Origin of the sequence: Microbacterium sp. (genome assembly GCF_048259935.1) — a bacterium.
Classification (GTDB): domain Bacteria; phylum Actinomycetota; class Actinomycetes; order Actinomycetales; family Microbacteriaceae; genus Microbacterium.
In genome coordinates this window covers 233010-252010 of record NZ_JBLXHF010000003.1, presented here as the reverse complement: position 1 = coordinate 252010, position 19001 = coordinate 233010, and the positions used below count along the sequence as shown (strand labels likewise).

Here is a 19001-nt window from a genome sequence, read left to right as displayed (position 1 = left end):
GAGAAACAATGCCCACCACCGCACCCTCGATTCCTGTCTCGGATATCGATCCGTTCTCCACTGAATTCCTCAGTGACCCGTTGCCCTTCCACGAAGAATTGCGCGAGCTCGGTGCCGTCGTCTTCCTGCCTCGCTACGATGTCCACGCCGTCGCGCGCTATGACGATGTCCACCGCGCGCTGACCGATTGGCAGTCTCTGCAGTCGGGCGCTGGCGTAGGGCTCAGCAACTTCAACCACGAAGCGCCGTGGCGTCCGCCCAGCCTTCTGCTGGAAGCCGACCCGCCTCGCCACGATGCCCCGCGCGCCGTTCTGTCGCAGCTGCTGTCGCCGCGGAGGCTGCGATCACTGGAGTCACGCTGGCAGGCAGATGCCGTCGCCCTGGTGGAACGAGTGCTGTCGGAGGGCAACGAGTTCGATGCCGTGACGTCGCTCGCCGAGCCCTTCCCTCTGCGTGTTTTCCCGGACGCGGTGGGAATCGGACCGCACAACAGGGAAAACCTCCTCCCCTACGGCGACTTCGCCTTCAATGCATTCGGTCCGATGAACGAACGCGTCACCGATCCGGCGAAGACCATCGGCCCGACGGTCGAGTGGATCGCTGCGCAGTGCCGCCGCGAGAATCTCAGCGAGACAGGGTTCGGCGCGCAGATCTGGGAGGCCGCCGACCGCGGTGAGATCGGATACGACCAGGCGCCGCTCATCGTCCGGTCACTGCTGACCGCTGGCGTGGACACGACCGTCACCGGCATCTCCGCCGTGCTCCATGCCGTCGCCACGCATCCGGATCAATGGCAGCGACTCCGTGCCGAGAGAGGGCTGCTGCCGCGCGCCTTCGAAGAGGCGATCCGCCTCGAATCTCCGGTGCAGACCTTCTTCCGCACCACAACCGTTGAAACTCGGATCGCAGATACTGTGCTCGGGCCAGAACGCAAGGTACTTATGTTCCTCGGCGCGGCGAACCACGATCCGCGACGGTGGATCGAGCCCGAGCGATTTGATCTGTCACGAGACCCCTCCGGTCACGTCGGATTCGGCATGGGCATCCATCAGTGCGTCGGCCAGCACATCGCACGGCTGGAGGCAGTAACGCTGCTCGACGCGCTCCTGGATCGAGTGTCATCCATCGAACTCGCAGGAACTCCACGGCGACACCTCAACAACACGCTGCGCGGCTGGGAGAGCATGCCCGTCATCGTGCGTCGTTGATGGCCACCGTGAGGACGCTGTCTAGGAACCGGCGAGTCACGGCAAGTTGGCTCTCGTGGCCGACGTCGTAGAGACGCTGGAGCTGAAGTCCATCGGAGAGAGCGACGTAGGTCTGCGCGGCTTCTGCCGGAGTGATCCCCTCGCGCACGTCACCATGTTCAGCAGCCTCTTCGAACGCTCCGCGCACCGTGCGCAGAATCAGCTCGTAGCGTTCGCGGAAGTACACGTGGGCGGGGTGGTCGTCAGCCGTCGCTTCTGCGGAGAGGATTGCGAACAGCTGTGTGAGGCCCCGGTCATCCTGGTCTCGCTCGGCAATCGCGAGCAGACCACGGAGGAGTTCGACACCGTGCCGCCCCTGGAGGTGACGCACCGCGTCGAGATCGCGTTGTTTCAGGACAGCCTCGAGGAGACCAGGCTTCGTCGGAAAGTGATGAGTCACACCAGGTAGCGTCATCCCCGCACGCTTGGCAATCTCGCTCATCGAGCTGTTCAGATACCCGTAGCGCGCAAACACCCCGAACGCGGCGTCGAGAATCTCCTCGCGCCGCTTCGGGGTCTTGGCATACTCACCGCGTGGGCCAGGTCTGCGTGACATCCAGCCACGCTACCAAAACCTTTCACATCTTAAAACTTTCACTACTTAAGGTTTTCGTGCTAGCTTTTCGTCGTCGCCACAGTTTCGCTATAACCGTCATGAAAGAAAAGTGATGATTCACTCTCCGTCGGCCGTTCCCGATCACCGCACTCGTGCCCACGAGGTCGTCGCAAGCTTGAGCACACAAGAAAAAGCAGGATTGCTCTTTCACCCGATCCTCACGATCGGCGCAGACCACGACCCGGATGCGCCTTCGCCGTTCGGGCCGTCCAGCCGAGAATTGATCGTGGATCGCGGCATCCGCCATTTCTGTCTCGCGTCAATCCCGTCTCCAGTCGAAACCGCGGCAGTGCTCGCTCGGCTGCAGGAGATCGCTACATCGCACGGATCGCGGCTGCCCATTGTCTTCTCGAGCGACCCGCGTCACTCGTTCCTCAGCAACATGGGCGCGACACATCGCGCGAATGGCGTTTCGCAGTGGCCTGAACCGATAGGTCTCGGCGCTCTTGACGACCCGGAGCTTGTCGAGACGTTCGCCCGGATCGTTCGCGACGATTATCGCGCGATGGGCATTCGCATGGCGTTGCACCCGCAGGTCGACCTCGCCACCGACGCACGGTGGGCACGCCAGGCACAGAGCTTCGGGTCCGACCCCGCACTCACATCGCGTCTGCTTTCCGCGTTCCTCGCCGGGCTCCAGGGCCCAGAACTCGGCAGCACGAGCGTTGCGGCTACGGTCAAGCACTTCCCCGGTGGAGGCCCGCAGAAGGACGGCGAAGATCCGCACTTCCCCTACGGACGCGAACAGGTGTACCCGGGCGGACGTTTCGAGGAGCACCTTCTTCCGTTCCGCACCGCGATCGCCGCTGGCGTCGCGGCGATCATGCCCTACTACGGCATGCCTGTCGGTCTGACTCGCAATGGTCACCGGGTCGAGGAGGTCGGATTCGCATTCAATCGTGCGCTCATCACTGATCTGCTTCGGAACGAGCTGGGCTTTGCCGGTGTCGTGCTGAGTGACTTTGGACTCATCACCGACGCACACGTGTTCGGTAAGCCGTTCCCTGCCCGTGCATGGGGCGTCGAACATCTCGACTCCGCGGGTCGAATGGCGCGTCTTTTCGCCGCGGGCGTCGATCAGCTCGGCGGCGAGAGCGACACGTCACAGCTGCTCCGCCTGCTTGACGATGATCTTGTCAGCGAAGACCGCATCGACGACGCCGCAACGCGAATCGTCGACGTCATGCTGAGACTCAACGGCGACGATTCGGGATCGTCTGTGCCCGATGTCGCACTGATGCCCGCTCGTGAGCACGTCGCACTGGGCCTTCACGCTCAATCGCGGGCGATCACCGTGCTGAAGTGCCCAGGCAACGCGCTGCCGCTGACAAGCCCCCGACGCGTGCACGTTCGCGGACTCGACCCCGACTCGCTGCCAACAGGTTGGGAAGCTGCCGACCTGGAGAATGCCGATGTCGCGATCGCGCGGCTGTCGGCGCCGTTCGAGCCTCGCGACCAGTATTTCCTCGAAGCGGGGATGGAGCAGGGGTCGCTGGAATTCCCCACCGAAGTCGTCGAGCAGCTGCGCGCCGTCGCAGCGCAGGTTCCGCTGATCGTCTCGGTCACGCTCAGCCGCCCGGCGATCCTCACGCCCCTCGATGAATTCGCCACCGTGATCGTCGGCGACTACGGCGCGTCCGACACGGCGCTGCTGGATGCGCTCACCGGTCGAGTTGCTCCCGAAGGACGTCTCCCGTTCGAGCTGCCGCGCAGCATGGCGGCGATCGCGGCGAGCAGACCAGATGTGCCCGGCGACACTGTCGCTCCGCTGTACCCCGCAGGCTGGAGTGCGAACTACTCGTCGCTCGAAGGAGAAGGCGCGAGCCGATGAACACTCCCGTCCGTATAGGATCCGTCTCGGCGGAGCGACGCAGAGACACCCCATTCGTCGCGACCAATCGTCCTCGCCTGTCGTGGATCGTCGACTCCGCCCCGTCGGGATGGAAGCAGGCAGGAGCGCAGGTCCGTCTCGACGGAGAGCACGTCGTGCATCTCGAAGGGGATGACCACGTTTTCGTGGACTGGCCCTTCGATCCCCTGGCAGACGATGCCACCCACACCGTCGAACTGCGTGTCGTGGGGGCTGAGGGCGATGCATCCGATTGGAGCGCGCCGCTGGCCGTTCGCCTTGCTCAGGTCGCCGAGTGGAAGGCACCGTTCATCGGCCTGGCCGTGCCTACTCGCCCGGCTCACCCGGTGTTGTTGTCGCGCACCATCGATGTCGCCGATGGCCTCGTCTCGGCGGTCATGCACGTCTCCGCGCTCGGCATCGCCGCCGTCACCATCGACGACACACCGATCGATGATTCGGTCCTCGGCCCGGGGTGGACGAGCTACGATTCACGCGTCCTCCATGACACGATGGACGTCCTGCCGTTACTCTCCCCCGGCTCGCACGACGTACGCATCGCGCTGACAGGCGGCTGGTACACAGAGGAGTACGGCTTCGGTCCGCAGGGCACCCGCGTGTATGGAGAGCAGCCGGCCGTCGCGGCCGAGCTTCACCTGCGCTGGTCAGATGGCCGTCGACAAGTGATCGGAACGGATGCTTCGTGGCACGCGACCGGCACGTGGCAAGTCGTTGATTCTGGCATCTACGCCGGTGAGACCGTTGACCTTCGGCGCGATCCAGCGGATCACGCACCCGCCGCGATCATTGACACGCCACTTGTTCCGATCGCCCGGAGTTTCGAGCCCGTCCGCAGGATCGAGACCATCGCCCCGGTGTCCATCGAGCGCACCAGTGCCGACACCTATCGACTCGACTTCGGTCAGAATCTGGTGGGCAACCTGCGTCTTGCGGTGAGCGGGCCGGAGGGAACCGAGATCACCGTGCGCCACGCAGAGGTCCTCGAGAACGGCGAGCTCGCGACCCGGCCGCTCCGCCGCGCGAGTGCGACCGACCGGTACATTCTGGATGGCAGTGGGCATCGCGTTCTCGAACCGATCGGCACGTTCCACGGCTTCCGTTTCGCCGAGATCTCGGGCTGGCCCGGAGAGCTCGATCCCGGCGCCGTCGTCGCCGTCGTGATTCACACGGACATGCGTCGCACTGCCTGGTTCGAATCCTCTGCTCCGCTTCTCAACAGGTTGCACGAGAACGTCGTGTGGTCGATGCGCGGAAACTTCCTCTCGGTGCCCAGCGATTGCCCGCAGCGCGATGAGCGGATGGGCTGGACCGGAGACGCGCAGGTTTTCGCCCCGACCGCCGCAACGCTCTTCGATTGCAATGGGTTCCTGTCGAACTGGCTGGAGGACCTCGCCTTCGAGCAGAGCAAGCGCGATGGGATCGTGCCGTTCGTTGTACCGGATGTGCTGCGCTTCCCCGTCGCGCCGACAGCAGCGTGGGGAGACGCTGCGACAGTAGTTCCCACCGTGCTGGCTGACCGCTTCGGCGATGACGCAGTCCTTGCGCGACAGTTCGACTCCATGCGCGCGTGGGTCGACAGCATCCTTCCGCTGCGGGACGCGGACGGACTCTGGGCCAACCATAACCAGCTCGGCGACTGGCTCGATCCGCTGGCACCGCCGGATGCCCCGAGCCTTGCACAGACGCCGGGTGACATCGTCGCCACGGCGTATCTGTTCCGGTCTGCAGATCTCGTGGCTCGTGCGGCAGCACGGGTCGGGCGTCCCGAGTTCATCGCGCGGTATGCCGAGATCGCCGAGCGCACGCGTCAGGCCTTCTTGGACGCCTATGTGACGCCTCTCGGGCGCATGACCGCGGATGCGCCCACGGCATATGCGCTGGCCCTCGTCTTCGACATCTCGATCGATCCTGCCCAGCGTCACGCACTCGGTAATCGACTGGCGCATGTCTCGCGCCGCACGGCATTTCACATCGCGACAGGGTTCGTGGGCACCCCTCTCGTGCTCGACGCACTCGTGGATACAGGGCACGTTGAGACAGCCGGTCGACTGCTGCTGCAGACGGGTTACCCCTCGTGGCTCTATCCCGTCACAATGGGCGCGACAACGGTGTGGGAGCGGTGGGACTCGATGCTCCCCGACGGATCCGTCAACCCTGGAGAGATGACGAGCTTCAACCATTACGCGTTCGGCGCCGTCGTCGACTGGTTGCACCGCCGGGTCGCGGGCGTCACTGCCGCCTCGCGCGCGTATCGCCGGATTCGCTTTGCTCCGACGCTCGTCGACGGACTCGACCATGCGGCGACGACCATTGACACGCCATCCGGTCGGGTGATCGGTGGGTGGGAGCGGTCGGCCGAAACGATTGTGCTGCGCCTCACAGTGCCGGTCCATTCCACCGCCGAAGTCGTCCTACCGGATGGATCCATCGTGGAGGTCGGCCACGGCGCGCACTCATGGACGATCCCCTCGCCCACCGGGCGCGGCGAGCTCCCCCTGCCGTCGTTGGAATCAACGTTCCGCGAGATCGCCGACGATGCGGATGCTCTGGCGACTGTTCTCGCGACGTTGGAGGAGCAGGACCCCGCATACGCGGTGCTCGCGCGGCGCCGGATCGATTGGAACGTCGAGGACCCGCTGCCGGCAGGGCTGTACGACATGCCGCCGGCCGCATTCGGCGCCCTCGCGGGCGCGCTGGGTGCTCTCGCGGCGACGCGCGCTGACGACTGAATCGGAGGTGTCACGTGACGACGGCGGTGAACCGCCACCTTCGCCGACTACTCTGACGCCATGAGCTCTGACGTTGGTCCCGACGATATTTCAGGCAGATCGTCGATGACTGGATCACCTACCCCTCCTGATGCGCCGCGAAAACGTGGCCCGTATCGAAAGACTGATGCGCGTCGCCGCGAGATCCTCGATGCCGCATTCGAGGTCTTCGCCGCCGCTGGTTTTCGCGCGGGTTCACTCAAAGATATTGCCGCTCGCATCGGCATTGATCCGTCAACGATCCTGCACCACTTCGGGTCGAAAGAGGCGCTTCTGCGCGCAATGCTCGATGACAAGCAGGCGCGCGACAGTGACGGCAAGCCCGACTTGGAGTCGTTGGATGCCGCGTCCTTTCCCGGGGGGCTGCTCGAACTCGCCAAGCGGAACGATCGGGTGCCCGGGCTGATCTCGCTCTATGCCGTGCTCTCTGCGGAGTCCACAACGGTAGACCACCCGGGTGCCGACTATTTTCGTGAGCGCGCCGAACGCACGCGCAGCGCATTCCGTCAAGGGTTCCAGTCAATGGCAGACGAGGGCCTTCTGGCCGCCGGTGTCGACGCCGAGGATGCCGCGACCTCGACGTTCGCATTGTGGGACGGCATCCAGATCCATTGGCTCATCGATCCGGCTTCAGTGAGTGTCACCGACGCGCTGCGCCGCCACCTCAGGCTGATCACCACTGTCGAGATCTGAATTCTGCGCTAACGGAAGCGTTGCGTGCGCGCGCTAGAACGGATAAGCTCGCGCAATGAATCCCCAACGACTATTGAGGATTCACCGTATGAGCTCGTTCGATCCCGACCGCAAAGGCGCATCATGAAGACAGTCCCCCTGCTCACCGACTGGTCCGTGTCACCCAAACGCGGACTGTTCGAGGGTGTCAATGGCAGCACCGCCCCGACTTCGACCGTCACTCTCCCCCACGACGCGATGCTGGGATTCGAGCGGTCCGCCGACGCCCCCTCGCGCGAGCACGGCGGCTATTTCCCCGGTGGCGCTGTGGAATACAGCCGCACGCTCGAGATCGACCCCTCTGAAGCAGAGCTCGTTCACACGCTTGTGTTCGATGGCGTCTACCGCGACTCGACGGTGTTCGTCAACGACAACTTCGCCGCACAGTGGCCGGGTGGGTACTCACGATTCACGGTCAACATTGACCCCTTCCTCCGATTCGACGAGCCGAATGTGATCCGTGTCGAGGCCCGCGCGCACCACGACTCGCGGTGGTACTCCGGTCTCGGCATTCATCGCAATGTCGCTTTGGCGACCGGACCGCAGGTGCACATCGCACTCGACGGCGTACGCGTCTCTACACCCGATATCGACGACGACGGTGCTCTGGTGCAGGTCGAGACGACGGTCACGAATGATGGACGCCACACCCGCACCGTCATCGCATCGGTCGCGATCAGCGCTCCCGATGGGTCGATCGTCGCTCGCGGCCAGGCGCCGATCACGTTGCTTGCAGGAGAATCCGGTGTCGTCCGCGAGCGCCTCTTGATCGACTCCCCGCAACGTTGGAGCCTCGAGAGCCCTGCCCTCTATCGTGCAGAGGTGTCGATCGCGGGCGAAGACGCAGAGGATTCGGATGCTGTGGCCTTCGGCATCCGCACTCTCCAACTCGATCCTCGGCACGGCCTGCGCATCAACGGCCAATCGGTCAAGCTGCGGGGCGCGTGCATCCACCATGACAACGGAATCATCGGGGCACGGGCGATCGCACGCGCGGAAGAGCGTCGCATTCAAATACTCAAGGATGCGGGATTCAACGCGATCCGCAGTGCTCACAATCCGCTCAGCCCAGAGACACTCGACGCGTGCGACCGGCTCGGAGTTCTCGTCATGGACGAGTCCTTCGACATGTGGGCCGAGCCGAAGTCACCCTTCGACTACTCGCTGGCGTTTCCGGAGTGGTGGGAACGAGACATCGAATCGCTCGTCGCCAAGGACTTCAATCACCCGTCTGTCGTTTTCTATTCGATCGGAAACGAGATCCCCGAGACGGGTCGCCCGCATGGTTCCCGCCTCGGCCGGCTGATCGCCGAGAAGGTGCACGCCCTCGACTCCACCCGATTCACGACCAACAGCATCAACGGTCTTGTCTCGGTCATCAAAGAGCTGCCACCGCTGGGAGGATCGGACGACACCCCGCGCGACATCAACGACACGATGGCCGACCCCGGTGAGATGATGACCTCCGTCGTCGGCTCCGACCTCGTCACCCGGCGCACCGAAGAGAGCTTCGCGGCAGTCGATGCAGCTGGCCTCAACTACGGCGACAGTCGGTATGCATCCGATGCGTCGGTCTTCCCTAACCGCGTCATCATCGGCACCGAGACCTTCGCGACGCGTCTGCACCTTGCGTGGCCGCTGATCCTCCAGAACGATCACGTCATCGGCGAGTTCACTTGGACGGGCTGGGACTATCTCGGCGAGGCCGGTATCGGCCGCATGGACTACATTGAGCCCGGCACGGGAGCAGAATTCAGCGGGACCTCTGGTCCTTTCCCCTGGCAGCTCGCGTGGTGCGGCGACATCGACATCACCGGCTTCCGCCGTCCTGCTTCGTACTTTCGGGAGATCGTCTTCGGACTGCGCACCGCCCCGTACATCGCTGTTCAGCGGCCGCGGACCGATGGGCTCGTCGCCGTGGGCGGCCCGTGGTCGTGGTCGGACAGCGTGTCATCGTGGTCCTGGTCTGCTGAATCCGGCACCCCCGTCGTGGTCGAGGTGTACTCTGCGTCGGAGTCCGTCGAGCTGCTGCTGAACGGCGTATCCGTCGGCACAGCCGCTGCTGGCCCTGACCACCGCTACATGGCAACGTTCACAGTGCCATTCGCCGCGGGTGAATTGGTCGCGGTGTCCTCGGTCAATGGAGTGGAGACAGGCCGCGAGGTGTTGCGATCAGCTAGCGACGACGTCACGCTCGCTGCACACGTCGACCGCAGCACGATCCGCGGTTCGCTTGATGACCTGGCTTACGTCTCGATCGCGTTAGAAGACGCCGATGGGATCGTCTGGCTCGACCGGGACTGCGAGGTCGAAGTTGTAGTGAGCGGACCCGGCGAACTCCTGGGCCTCGGCAGCGCGAACCCCCGCACCACGGAGTCCTATCTCGCGAATCGGACCCGAACGTTCGACGGGCGCGCCCAGGCGATCGTCCGCCCCAATGGAGCAGGTGAGATCACCATCACCGTGTCCGCGGACGGACATGAGACGCAGACGCTCGTTGTGCACGCAGGAGAGTGATCAACGCGGTTGCTCTTGTCGCACCCGCATCCCGAAATGACCGGCGCCAGCGCGGGTCAGTTCGGGATGCTGTCGGTGAAGGTCAGCAGATGTCGGACGAGCTGGTCAGGTTCAGTGACCATGGGGAAGTGTCCGGTGGCGATCTCTGACACTTGCCAGCCGGGCGACTCGCGCACGCGCCTGCGGATCGGCTCGATCGTCGGATAGGCCGGCTCATTGCAGTCCACGAACAGTCGCGGCAGCGGTTGCAGCAGCGACTCGTCGTACGAGAGAGGTTCGCGGTACATGCCGAAGGGGTGCGGAACGTGTCTGCGGCGCAGCCATTCGATGTCGGCGTCGTTGAGGGCGAAGCCCTCTGCCGGGTCTGGCGGCGGTAAAGCGTTGCCGTGGACCGCGGCGGCCGCGAGGCGTGCGGCGGCGATCTCGGGCGAGTGGGCGACTCCCCACCCTTCGCCGGAAAGGGGAACCATCGCGTCGACATAGGCGAGCCCACGCAACGGAGACGCCGGACGCGATTGTAGCGCGGCCGCTGCGCCGGTGATCACCATTCCGCCGTAGCTGTGGCCTACGAGGATCACATCGTGGAGTTCTTCGGCATCGATCAGGGCGAGGACGTCGTCGATGTGACTCTGCAGGGTGATGTCAGGGCGGCGCAGGTGCGCCCGATCACCGTCGCCGGTAAGCGTGACCGCATGCACTTCGTAGCCCGCGTCCCGCAGCGGTGCGAGTATGCGGCGCCAGACCCACGCGCCACCCCAGGCGCCGTGCACCAGGACAAGGGCGGGTTTCGTTGCGGGCGCGGAGCCCGCGGTTCCGGTATTCATTGTCGGTTCCTGGTTCCTAGCGTGTCGGGTTGCTGAGGACGAGGTGTCCGACAGCGGTGTTGGATGCCGGGACGTGATAGAACCGGTGATCCACCGACGGCGCCTCACCGCCGAACTGGTCATCCATCGCCCCACGAGCAATCAGCCAGTCAACCAGCTCAATACCCTCCGAGCCCGCCTCATCGACATACTCCATGTGCGACCACTCCGTCAGACCCTTCGGGTCAGCGATCAAGTGATCAAGGAACGCGTTATCCCACTCCTCATTGATAAGCCCCGCACGCGGACCCTGCAACTGGTGACTCATGCCACCCGTGCCCCAGATCTGCACATTCAACTCCGGGCCATCCCACTTATCCAACGCACGGCGCAGCGCCTTACCCAGCTCGTAGCAACGCCGACCGGAGGGCACCGGGTACTGCACGACATTGACAGCAAGCGGGATGACCCGCACGGGCCACTGCTCCTCAGGACTGAGCTCACCAAACACGAGCGACAGCGGAACGGTCAGGCCGTGATCGACGACCATCTCGTTGACGAGGGTGAGATCGAAATCATCCTGAATGACCGACTGGGCGATGTGCGCAGCCAGCTCCGGGTAGCCCTTGACGTCCGGAACCGGACGTGGGCCGTAGCCCTCATCAGCAACCGGATACTCGGCGCCAGTACCCAGCACGAAGGTCGGAATGATCGATGCGTCGAAGGCGGTGGCGTGGTCGTTGTAAACCAGGATGACGACGTCGGGTTTCTCATGCTTCACCCACGAGCGCGTCCACTGGTACCCGTCGAAGACCTTCTTCCAATACGGCTCCTCGGTCTTGCCGAGATCCATCGCCGCACCAATCGCCGGCACGTGCGAGGTGAACAGTGCCGAGGTGTACTTCGCCGGAGCATCCGGACGGAACGTATCCGCTTTCTCACCCGGCGCAGGAGGCGTCCACCCATCCAAATCCTTCAGGCGATTCCCCTCAGGGCGACGCCCACCACCGACCATCATGTCGCGATACGCAGCCTCGCTCATGCCCGTCATGGAGCCCGCCATCTGCTGAACGCTCAGGCCCAGCGTCGCGCCGATCTTCACGAGGAAGTAGATGTTCCCACCCTCAGCGATCATGGCGTTCAGATCCATGTCCAACACAGCCTGGCGCTGGACCGGGTTCAACGGCCATTCGTCCAGGTACGCGGGCTGGTCGGCGAGGAAACGCACGCGGTTCTCGGGCTTCATCAACGACATCGCGAACTGGTTCAGATGAAAACCCTTACGAGCCTGCTCCGCATCGAACACCGTCGTGCCCGGAACATCCCTATACGACAAATCAAGCGCCATACCCAAACTCCTCCATCAATGCACCGGAAACCGGACGGGGACGAATGCTCGTTCTCAGCATCCGTCCCCGTCGCGTTATGAAATCAGAGCGCCCCTGTGGAACGCCATCCGCCCTGGTACTCGGTACGGGCGGTCACCGCGTAAGGCACCGGGCTGACGACGGCACGCACGCTGATCTGCTCGTGCGGCTCGACCGTGGTCTTCCCAGATCCGCCGTCGGGCTCGCCCCAGACCACGCGCACCTCGGTGCCGGTCGGGATGTCCCGGTCGACAGTGGCCAGCGACAGGCCACGACGCTCGTTCGCGCTGACGCCGGTGAACAGCGACAGACCGACGTTCTTGCCGTCAGCGTCGATCACGGCGTCGTAGTTCGAGGAGCCGTAGTTCGCGTTCGGCAGGTCGAAGAACTGGTACGTGGGGCCATCGTGGTCAACCACGTTGGAGAGGACCTTGGAAAGGTCTTCCGTGTTCCACGCGAGGGTGACCTTCTTGCGCTGCGACTCAGGATCGGTCTTCTCGAGCGCCTCACGACCCACGAAATCGTGGTCGAACTTGACGAACGAGCCGTAGCCCAGCTCCCACGGATTCAGGTAGTAGTCCTCGATGTTCTCCGACACGAACGAGCCAGCGAGGGCGTTGGTCGCCTCGTAGCTGTTCGTCGGGAGCCATTCGCGGTAGGCACGCTCGCCCTCGCTCGAGTACACCGCGGGAAGCGGCGACGGGATCCAGCCCGACTCCAGCGTGTTCGACGAGTAGGCACGCGAGCCGCACGGCTCGATGCCGAACTCCGCGCCAGCCGTCAGAATCGCATCGCGGATGCGGCCGTGCTCGGCGTACGGACCCCAGATCTCCAGACCCGGCGCGCCTGCCATGCCGTGGCGCAGCGTGCGCACGTTCATCCCATCGACCTCGATGTGGCCCATGTGGAAGAACTTCACCTTCTCGACAGGCCCGCCGGCAAGCTTCTCGATGATCGGCCAGGCGTTGGGGCCCTGAATCTGGAACCGGTAGTAATCGCGGTGCACTGCCTCGCCGTACGGACGAGAGGGCGAGCGGTCGTCGTACTGGAACTCGACGTCGTACCCGCCGGTCTCCGCGTGGAACTGCAGCCAGTTCGCCGCCGGCGCGCGTCCGACGTAGACATACTCGCCCTGTGCCTCGTGGAAAAGGATGCCATCGCCGATGACGCCACCGTTGGAAGCGGTCGGCACGAACTGCTTCGCCGTGTTCACGGGGAAGTTCGCGAAGCTGTTGATGCCGGTCTCGCTCAGAAGACGCAGTGCGTCTGGGCCCTTCACGAAGAAGTTGACCATGTGGTGCGTCTGGTCGAACAGCACTGCGCTCTCGCGCCACGATTTCTGCTCACGTCGCCAGTTGGAGAATTCCGCCGGCACGACGGGGTAGATATACGTACCGATACGTGAATTGCGGAGCAGCTCGACGGCGCTCCCCTTCTCGTCCAGTAGCTCCTGCAGATTGCCAGCCATGACAGCCTCGACTTCCTTGTCCGTAGAGGGTTGTGAGTGCCATCATATGACTACGCATTTACCTATGTCTAGAGGTAAATGGAATTTCGTGTGATCACCGCAATCTTCGTGTGATTACCGTGCAGCCGCATCCGGCGATGGAACGATCACCGGATGCTCTCCATCGAGCCGTTCCAGCAGCGCGAGCCCCTGCTGCGCCCACTCGATCTCCACGCGCGCTCGATTCACGAGCCCTTCGTAGGCAAAGCGCTTGTACGCTCTGGTCCGCTCGTAGTCCCCAGGTGCCGTGACCGCGAGCCGACGGACGAGCATCGGACTGGTCAGCTCATCCGTCTGGCGTATCTGATCCTCGAACTGCGCCAGTTCGTTCGTCCACTCGATGATGTGTCTGTGCATGAAGTCGCGCACTGCCTCGGGGGTAGCGGCTTCGAGATACGCCGCGCGTAGGCGCGCGGGGTCGCGGAATCGCTGGTACTCCAACGGAGCGGACATCCACTCGAGGAAGGTCGACTGCCCGAGATCTGTGACGTGGTAGAGGCGGCGGGTGCCCCGCTCGCCGCGAGCCTGCTCCTCAGCGGCGACGAGTCCGCCTGCCTCCATGCGTCGCAGCTCGGGATAGATCTGCGAATCCGGCGCGTACCAGACGTGCCCGACAGACCCAGAGAACTGCTTGGCGAGTTCGTAGCCCGATAACGGCCCGACCCGAAGGATTGCGAGCAAGGCCATGCGCAGACTCATCGGACTCCTTTTCTGCTTTGGTCCCCTGCGGTGGGAGACCTCCATCACGATACCCGTAGGGATATGCGCCGTCGCCGCGGCGCTGACCCCTGGAAGCCGAATCGAGGTCATCGATCGTTCTTCCAGGGATCAGCTCACGGGGCGAACGCCCTCGCGTCAGTGTCGGGCTACTCCCACGTGTCCACCGATGCGTACCCCTTGCCGTTGTACTTCTGCACGACAACCGACGAGACGGCGGGGAGCCCCTCTTCGGTGGTGTCGACGACGGCACCCTCAAGCATGAGAGGTGCGGTGTAGTCGCTGATCGAACGGAGCTGCGTCATGAAGTCCGCACGCGTGGGCTCGGTCATCTTGGCGAACACCTGTTCCAACGTCGCCCCGACCTGGTACGACCACACGCAGTGCGGGAACGCCGGAGTCTCGGGGTAGTCGGCGTACTCCTTCAGCTCCGAGAGGAAGGCAGCGCCATCTTCATCGTCGGCGAAGGTCGGCGCGCTCGCGGACTGCGCGAACGCGACCGTGTACACGCCGGGGAAGGCCGCTGCCCCACCGGGCTCGAGGATCGCGCCCGGGCTGGAGGTGTTCGAGGGCAGGAACCAGCTGGGCAGCCACCCGAGCTCCTGCGCCTTCTGGAGCGACGAGATCACCAGCGGGGTGATGGACATCGCGTTCACGAACACATCGGCACCGGTCGCGGCGAGTTCGGTGAGTTGAGCATCCACAGAGGTGTCTGTGGCCTCGTACGTGAGCTCCTTCACAACCTCGATGTTGTCGGCGCCCTCGATGCCCTTCTTGAATCCTTCGACGTAGCCCTCTCCGAAGTCGTCGTTCTGCGAGAGGATCGCCACCTTGTGGTCGTCGGATGACGACGCCAACAGCTCGCCGAAAGCCTGCCCCTCGTTCTGGTAGATCGGCACGAAGCCGAGCTGCCATGGGCTCTGCTCAGCATCGCTGAAGATCGGGTCCCCCGTCATGACCAGCGCCTGCGGCACCTCGTCATCGATCGCTGCCTCTCGCCACGCGCGGTTCGTCGGTGTACCGAGTCCCGCTGTCATCGCGAAGACGCTGTCCTTGAGCTGCTCGAAGTTCGCCGCGGCCTTCTGCGGGTCGTAGGCGTCATCGAGCGCCTCGATCTCGACTGTGCGGGTCTTTCCGTCTCCGAACTCGATACCCCCTTCGGCGTTCTTCGCGCCGAAGTAGGCAGTGATGCCGGCAACCGTGCAGGTGCCGGGCCCGGCGGTCGCGCCGGACAGCGGGGTGGTGATGCCGAGGGTGATCGAGTCGTCGGTGATGCCAGGGCTGGATGCCGCGGCATCCTCGCCACCATCTCCCCCGCTGTCTCCGCCTCGGGTACATCCGGCTGCGAGCAGGGCGACGATGCCCAGCCCGGCGACGATCGAGATCGCCCGTGTCTTACTGCGGTGTGTACTCATGTGTCTTGCCTCTCTCTACTGTGTGGGTGGGTGGATGATGCCCGTCGCCGGCGCCACACCCGCGGGAGCGAGACAAGGCCACCGGGCAGGACGAACAGCACGAGGAGCAGGATCGCGCCCTGGAGCGCTGCGGTAAGGCTGGGATCGATGATGTTCGTCACCTGCGGCGCGAGCACGTAATACACCCCGCCGAGCAGTGAACCGACGATGCTGCCAGCTCCTCCGATCACCATCGACGCGACCAGCGTGATGGAATGCCCGAAGCTGAGGGTCTCAGGAGAGGTGTACTGAACGACGACCATGTAGAGGAACCCGCTCACGCCACCGAGAAGCGAAGCCAGCGTGAACGCGAGAACCTTGTACCGGTAGGGCGAGATCCCCATCGAGGCCGCAACGGACTCATTGCCCTTCACGATCGCGAACGCCCGTCCGTACTTGCCGTGGACGAGGTTGCGGGTGAGCAGGAACGCCATACCCGCGATGACGAGCACAATGTACAGCTTCCACTGGTCGTCATACAGCCCCGTCCACTCCGGAGCGGAAGTGAACCGTGCAGACACGCCCTGCGAGCCACCGGTGAACTCAGACAGACGTTTTGCAAGCGGCACGCCGACGATCGGCAGTGCGATAGTGACCATCGCAATCGCGAGGCCGCCCAACCGCGCAGCGGCGAGCGCGACGAGCAGGCCCACAGCCGCGGGGATCAGACACGCGAGCGCGAACACGATGACAACGTTCCAGCCCTGCGCGACCCCGTAGGCGGTGACGTACGCGCCCAGGCCGAGGAAGAAGATCTGACCGAGCGAAACGGTGCCGGCGTACCCCATCAGGAGGTTGAGGCCGAGCACGGCGACAGCGAACACTCCGATGCGAGCGAGGGTCGTGTTCGCGAACTCTGGCAGAACCAGCGGCAGCACGATCATCAGGGCGACGAGGAGAGCGATACCCGCCCTGCGGACCCAGGGCTTGCGGAAGAAGATCGGTGTAGCAGACATCAGACGCGAACCACGGCTTTCCGGCCGAACAGGCCCTGGGGTCGGATGATGAGGATGAAGAAGATGAGCAGGAACGGTACGGCGATCTTCAGATCGTGTCCGATGAACGGCACGTACACCGCAGCCAGATTCTCCAGCACTCCGATCATCCATGCCGCGACGACGGCTCCGATCGGACTCGACAGACCGCCGATGATCACCGCCGCGAGTGCGTACACGAGAGCGGTGTCCATCATGCCCGGAGTCAGCGTCAGCGCAGGCGCGACCAGCGCGCCGGCGACGGCTCCCAGTGCTGCCGCCAGCCCCCATCCCACCATCAGCAAACGTCCGACATGCATGCCTGAGTACGCCGCGGACTGCGGGCTGATCGAGACCGCCCGCAACGCAAGACCGAGCTTCGTACCGCGGAACAGCGCCTGCAGTAGACCCATGATCACCAGGACCACGAGGATCGTTCCCAGCGAACGCACACTGATGACGGCACCGGCAACCGTGACCGTATCCAGCGGGAACAGTGAGGGGAACAGCGTGTTGTTGTACGTCCAGATCCATGCGCACACGCCAGTGATGAGGGTCAGCAAGCCGATCGTGACGACAACCGCGGTATCGGAGTCCCCGCCCTCGAACTTTCGGATCAGGTATCTCTCGACGACCGCCCCGATCACGAACGACACGGCGATCGATGCGACGATCGCGAGGATGAGCGGCAGTCCGAACTGCGTCAGCTGCCACGCGATGTACGCCGAAAGCACGGCAAGTCCGCCCTGGGCGAAGTTGATCATTCCTGTCGCCTGATTCACCAGTACGATCGCCAGAGCAAGCGCCCCGTAGATCGAGCCGGCCGAGAGCCCGTCGATGACGAGCTGAATGAAACTCCCCACGAGTCAGCCTCCCAGATACGCGCGGCGGATCGCGTCCATGCCTTTGAGTTCCGCCGTTGGCCCCGTCAGCACGCTGCGCCCTGTCTCGAGCACTGTTGCCGAATCGACAAGTGTGAAAGCCAGATTCGCATTCTGCTCGACGACGACCATCGAGATCCCCGATTCGACGCGCAGGCGCTGAATCGACGCGAACACGTTCTTCGCCGTGCTCGGTGCAAGTCCGAGCGATGCCTCATCCAGCAGAAGCAGTCGTGGTCTTGCCATGAATGCACGCGCCACCGCCAGCATCTGCTGTTCTCCGCCAGACAATGCCGACGCGTTCGAGCGGATTCGCTGTTCCAGCTGGGGGAACAGGTCGAGGCAATAGTCGATGTCCGCCGCGATCCCCTTGCGGTCCTTGCGCGTGTACGCTCCGACACGGAGATTCTCCCGGACGGTGAGGTCGCCGAGCGTCCCCCGCCCTTCCGGAACGTGCGCGATGCCGATTCCTGCCACTTGATCAGGTCGCATCCCGCGAATGTCTTTGCCGTCGAAGCGAATACTCCCGCCCGCGCGGACCGTGCCGCTGATGGCACGCAGCGTGGTGGTCTTTCCGGCACCGTTTGCGCCGAGGATTCCCACCGCTCCTGCTTCAGGAACGCTCAGGGAGACACCCTCGAGCACCTGGACGGGCCCATAGAACGCGGTGACGTCAGTGAGCTCAAGCAGCGTCATCGGTGACTTCCTTTCCGATGTAGGCCTCGATGACTCTCGGGTCGGACTGCGCCTCGGCGGCAGTCCCTTCCATGAGCTTGCGTCCGTGATCGAGCACGACGACCCGGTCCGTGAGGGCAGCGATGAGCCCCATGTGGTGCTCGACGATGACAACGGTCATATCGTCTTCGTCGCGCAGTCGACGCACGGTGGCGATGAGCTGCTCGACCTCGGCGTGCGGCAACCCAGCGGCGGGCTCATCCAGCAGCAGAAGTCGCGGTTTCATCATCAGCGCCCGACACAGCTCGATTCCCTTGTGCAGACCGTGCGAGAGCTCATCCGCCTGCAGATCCGCCGCCCATCCCAAGCCGTTGCGCTCCAAAAGACCCAAAGCTTCCTCACGCAGAGCTCGCTCCGAGCGAGACGTGCGCGGCAGGCGTAGAGACCACTCTGCAGCACCACCCGGAAGTCGCGTGTGCGCCCCGAGCAGCACGTTCTCCAACACCGTCTCGTGCAGCTGCAACGCAGGATGCTGGAATGTTCGGGCAAGCCCTCGTTTCGCCAGAGTTGCAGGACGGGATCCGCCGACCTCCGCGCCATCGATCATGATCGATCCCGCGCTCGGGCGGTAGTGGCCGCTGATGCAATTGAACAGCGAGGTCTTGCCCGCGCCATTCGGTCCCACGAGCCCGAGGATCTGTCCAGGCTCTGCGGTGAACGCGACCTCTTGCAATACCTTGATGCCTGCGAACTGCAGGCTCACATTCTCTAGGGTCAGTTGAGCGGCCATGCTCACCTTTCGCGTCATTGCGTGGGTTCAGCGTACGGGGTGGGACGGCGGGACTTTCTTGATTCCCTCGGAAAGGCCGTTCT

15 protein-coding genes are annotated in these 19001 nt (G+C 64.1%); 5 read left to right on the top strand and 10 right to left on the bottom strand.

Annotation, left to right across the window (positions count from 1 at the left end; all coding sequences use genetic code 11):
• The first annotated feature begins 8 nt into the window (after positions 1-8).
• Positions 9-1208, top strand: a complete 1200-nt coding sequence (locus ACN0RC_RS06810) for a cytochrome P450 (protein ID WP_417510089.1) — start codon at positions 9-11, stop codon at positions 1206-1208.
• On the opposite strand, the gene ACN0RC_RS06805 is transcribed toward ACN0RC_RS06810, so the two are convergent.
• Positions 1192-1803 carry a TetR family transcriptional regulator gene (locus ACN0RC_RS06805; RefSeq protein WP_417510087.1) on the bottom strand — a complete coding sequence of 204 codons (612 nt, stop codon included), beginning with the start codon at positions 1801-1803 and terminating at the stop codon, positions 1192-1194. The genes ACN0RC_RS06810 and ACN0RC_RS06805 overlap by 17 nt on opposite strands.
• 112 nt (positions 1804-1915) lie before the next feature.
• Between ACN0RC_RS06805 and ACN0RC_RS06800 the strand changes: the two genes are divergently transcribed.
• The 4 genes from ACN0RC_RS06800 to ACN0RC_RS06785 all read left to right on the top strand — a co-directional run bounded on the left by ACN0RC_RS06800 (position 1916) and on the right by ACN0RC_RS06785 (position 9750).
• Positions 1916-3694 (top strand): glycoside hydrolase family 3 protein, encoded by a 1779-nt coding sequence (locus ACN0RC_RS06800; RefSeq protein ID WP_417510085.1) that lies wholly within the window; start codon positions 1916-1918, stop codon positions 3692-3694.
• Positions 3691-6462 carry a family 78 glycoside hydrolase catalytic domain gene (locus ACN0RC_RS06795; RefSeq protein ID WP_417510083.1) on the top strand — a complete coding sequence of 924 codons (2772 nt, stop codon included), beginning with the start codon at positions 3691-3693 and terminating at the stop codon, positions 6460-6462. The genes ACN0RC_RS06800 and ACN0RC_RS06795 overlap by 4 nt, the downstream gene beginning before the upstream one ends.
• A gap of 105 nt (positions 6463-6567) precedes the next feature.
• Positions 6568-7194 (top strand): TetR/AcrR family transcriptional regulator, encoded by a 627-nt coding sequence (locus ACN0RC_RS06790; protein WP_417510081.1) that lies wholly within the window; start codon positions 6568-6570, stop codon positions 7192-7194.
• Positions 7195-7317: 123 nt separating this feature from the next.
• The gene (locus ACN0RC_RS06785; RefSeq protein ID WP_417510079.1) at positions 7318-9750 is read left to right on the top strand and encodes a glycoside hydrolase family 2 TIM barrel-domain containing protein; all 2433 of its coding nucleotides are present in this window, start codon (positions 7318-7320) and stop codon (positions 9748-9750) included.
• 56 nt (positions 9751-9806) lie between these two features.
• On the opposite strand, the gene ACN0RC_RS06780 is transcribed toward ACN0RC_RS06785, so the two are convergent.
• The 9 genes from ACN0RC_RS06780 to ACN0RC_RS06740 form a co-directional block, all read right to left on the bottom strand.
• Entirely contained in the window at positions 9807-10574 is a 768-nt protein-coding gene (locus tag ACN0RC_RS06780) for an alpha/beta fold hydrolase (RefSeq protein WP_417510077.1), read from the bottom strand.
• Between the two features lie 16 nt (positions 10575-10590).
• Positions 10591-11901, bottom strand: a complete 1311-nt coding sequence (locus tag ACN0RC_RS06775) for a protocatechuate 4,5-dioxygenase subunit alpha/beta (protein WP_417510075.1) — start codon at positions 11899-11901, stop codon at positions 10591-10593.
• A gap of 83 nt (positions 11902-11984) precedes the next feature.
• Complete coding sequence (ligM, locus tag ACN0RC_RS06770) at positions 11985-13388, bottom strand: vanillate/3-O-methylgallate O-demethylase (protein ID WP_417510073.1); 1404 nt, start codon at positions 13386-13388, stop codon at positions 11985-11987.
• A gap of 114 nt (positions 13389-13502) precedes the next feature.
• The gene (locus ACN0RC_RS06765) at positions 13503-14126 is read right to left on the bottom strand and encodes a PadR family transcriptional regulator (RefSeq protein ID WP_417510072.1); all 624 of its coding nucleotides are present in this window, start codon (positions 14124-14126) and stop codon (positions 13503-13505) included.
• Positions 14127-14293: 167 nt separating this feature from the next.
• Positions 14294-15559, bottom strand: coding sequence for an ABC transporter substrate-binding protein (locus ACN0RC_RS06760; protein ID WP_417510070.1), 1266 nt, complete (start codon positions 15557-15559; stop codon positions 14294-14296).
• Positions 15556-16554, bottom strand: a complete 999-nt coding sequence (locus tag ACN0RC_RS06755) for a branched-chain amino acid ABC transporter permease (RefSeq protein ID WP_417510068.1) — start codon at positions 16552-16554, stop codon at positions 15556-15558. Before ACN0RC_RS06755 ends, ACN0RC_RS06760 begins: the two co-directional genes overlap by 4 nt.
• Positions 16554-17435, bottom strand: coding sequence for a branched-chain amino acid ABC transporter permease (locus ACN0RC_RS06750; RefSeq protein ID WP_417510067.1), 882 nt, complete (start codon positions 17433-17435; stop codon positions 16554-16556). Before ACN0RC_RS06750 ends, ACN0RC_RS06755 begins: the two co-directional genes overlap by 1 nt.
• A 3-nt stretch (positions 17436-17438) precedes the next feature.
• Entirely contained in the window at positions 17439-18149 is a 711-nt protein-coding gene (locus ACN0RC_RS06745) for an ABC transporter ATP-binding protein (protein WP_417510065.1), read from the bottom strand.
• Positions 18136-18891 (bottom strand): ABC transporter ATP-binding protein, encoded by a 756-nt coding sequence (locus ACN0RC_RS06740; RefSeq protein ID WP_417510063.1) that lies wholly within the window; start codon positions 18889-18891, stop codon positions 18136-18138. Before ACN0RC_RS06740 ends, ACN0RC_RS06745 begins: the two co-directional genes overlap by 14 nt.
• Positions 18892-19001: the final 110 nt, after the last annotated feature.

Bases quoted from the DNA above. Each gene is read 5' to 3' on its own strand.
- ACN0RC_RS06810 (WP_417510089.1), top strand. From the start codon at position 9: ATGCCCACCACCGCACCCTCGATTCCTGTCTCGGATATCGATCCGTTC.
- ACN0RC_RS06805 (WP_417510087.1), bottom strand. From the start codon at position 1,803: ATGTCACGCAGACCTGGCCCACGCGGTGAGTATGCCAAGACCCCGAAG.
- ACN0RC_RS06800 (WP_417510085.1), top strand. From the start codon at position 1,916: ATGATTCACTCTCCGTCGGCCGTTCCCGATCACCGCACTCGTGCCCAC.
- ACN0RC_RS06795 (WP_417510083.1), top strand. From the start codon at position 3,691: ATGAACACTCCCGTCCGTATAGGATCCGTCTCGGCGGAGCGACGCAGA.
- ACN0RC_RS06790 (WP_417510081.1), top strand. From the start codon at position 6,568: ATGACTGGATCACCTACCCCTCCTGATGCGCCGCGAAAACGTGGCCCG.
- ACN0RC_RS06785 (WP_417510079.1), top strand. From the start codon at position 7,318: ATGAAGACAGTCCCCCTGCTCACCGACTGGTCCGTGTCACCCAAACGC.
- ACN0RC_RS06780 (WP_417510077.1), bottom strand. From the start codon at position 10,574: ATGAATACCGGAACCGCGGGCTCCGCGCCCGCAACGAAACCCGCCCTT.
- ACN0RC_RS06775 (WP_417510075.1), bottom strand. From the start codon at position 11,901: ATGGCGCTTGATTTGTCGTATAGGGATGTTCCGGGCACGACGGTGTTC.
- ligM (WP_417510073.1), bottom strand. From the start codon at position 13,388: ATGGCTGGCAATCTGCAGGAGCTACTGGACGAGAAGGGGAGCGCCGTC.
- ACN0RC_RS06765 (WP_417510072.1), bottom strand. From the start codon at position 14,126: ATGAGTCTGCGCATGGCCTTGCTCGCAATCCTTCGGGTCGGGCCGTTA.
- ACN0RC_RS06760 (WP_417510070.1), bottom strand. From the start codon at position 15,559: ATGAGTACACACCGCAGTAAGACACGGGCGATCTCGATCGTCGCCGGG.
- ACN0RC_RS06755 (WP_417510068.1), bottom strand. From the start codon at position 16,554: ATGTCTGCTACACCGATCTTCTTCCGCAAGCCCTGGGTCCGCAGGGCG.
- ACN0RC_RS06745 (WP_417510065.1), bottom strand. From the start codon at position 18,149: ATGACGCTGCTTGAGCTCACTGACGTCACCGCGTTCTATGGGCCCGTC.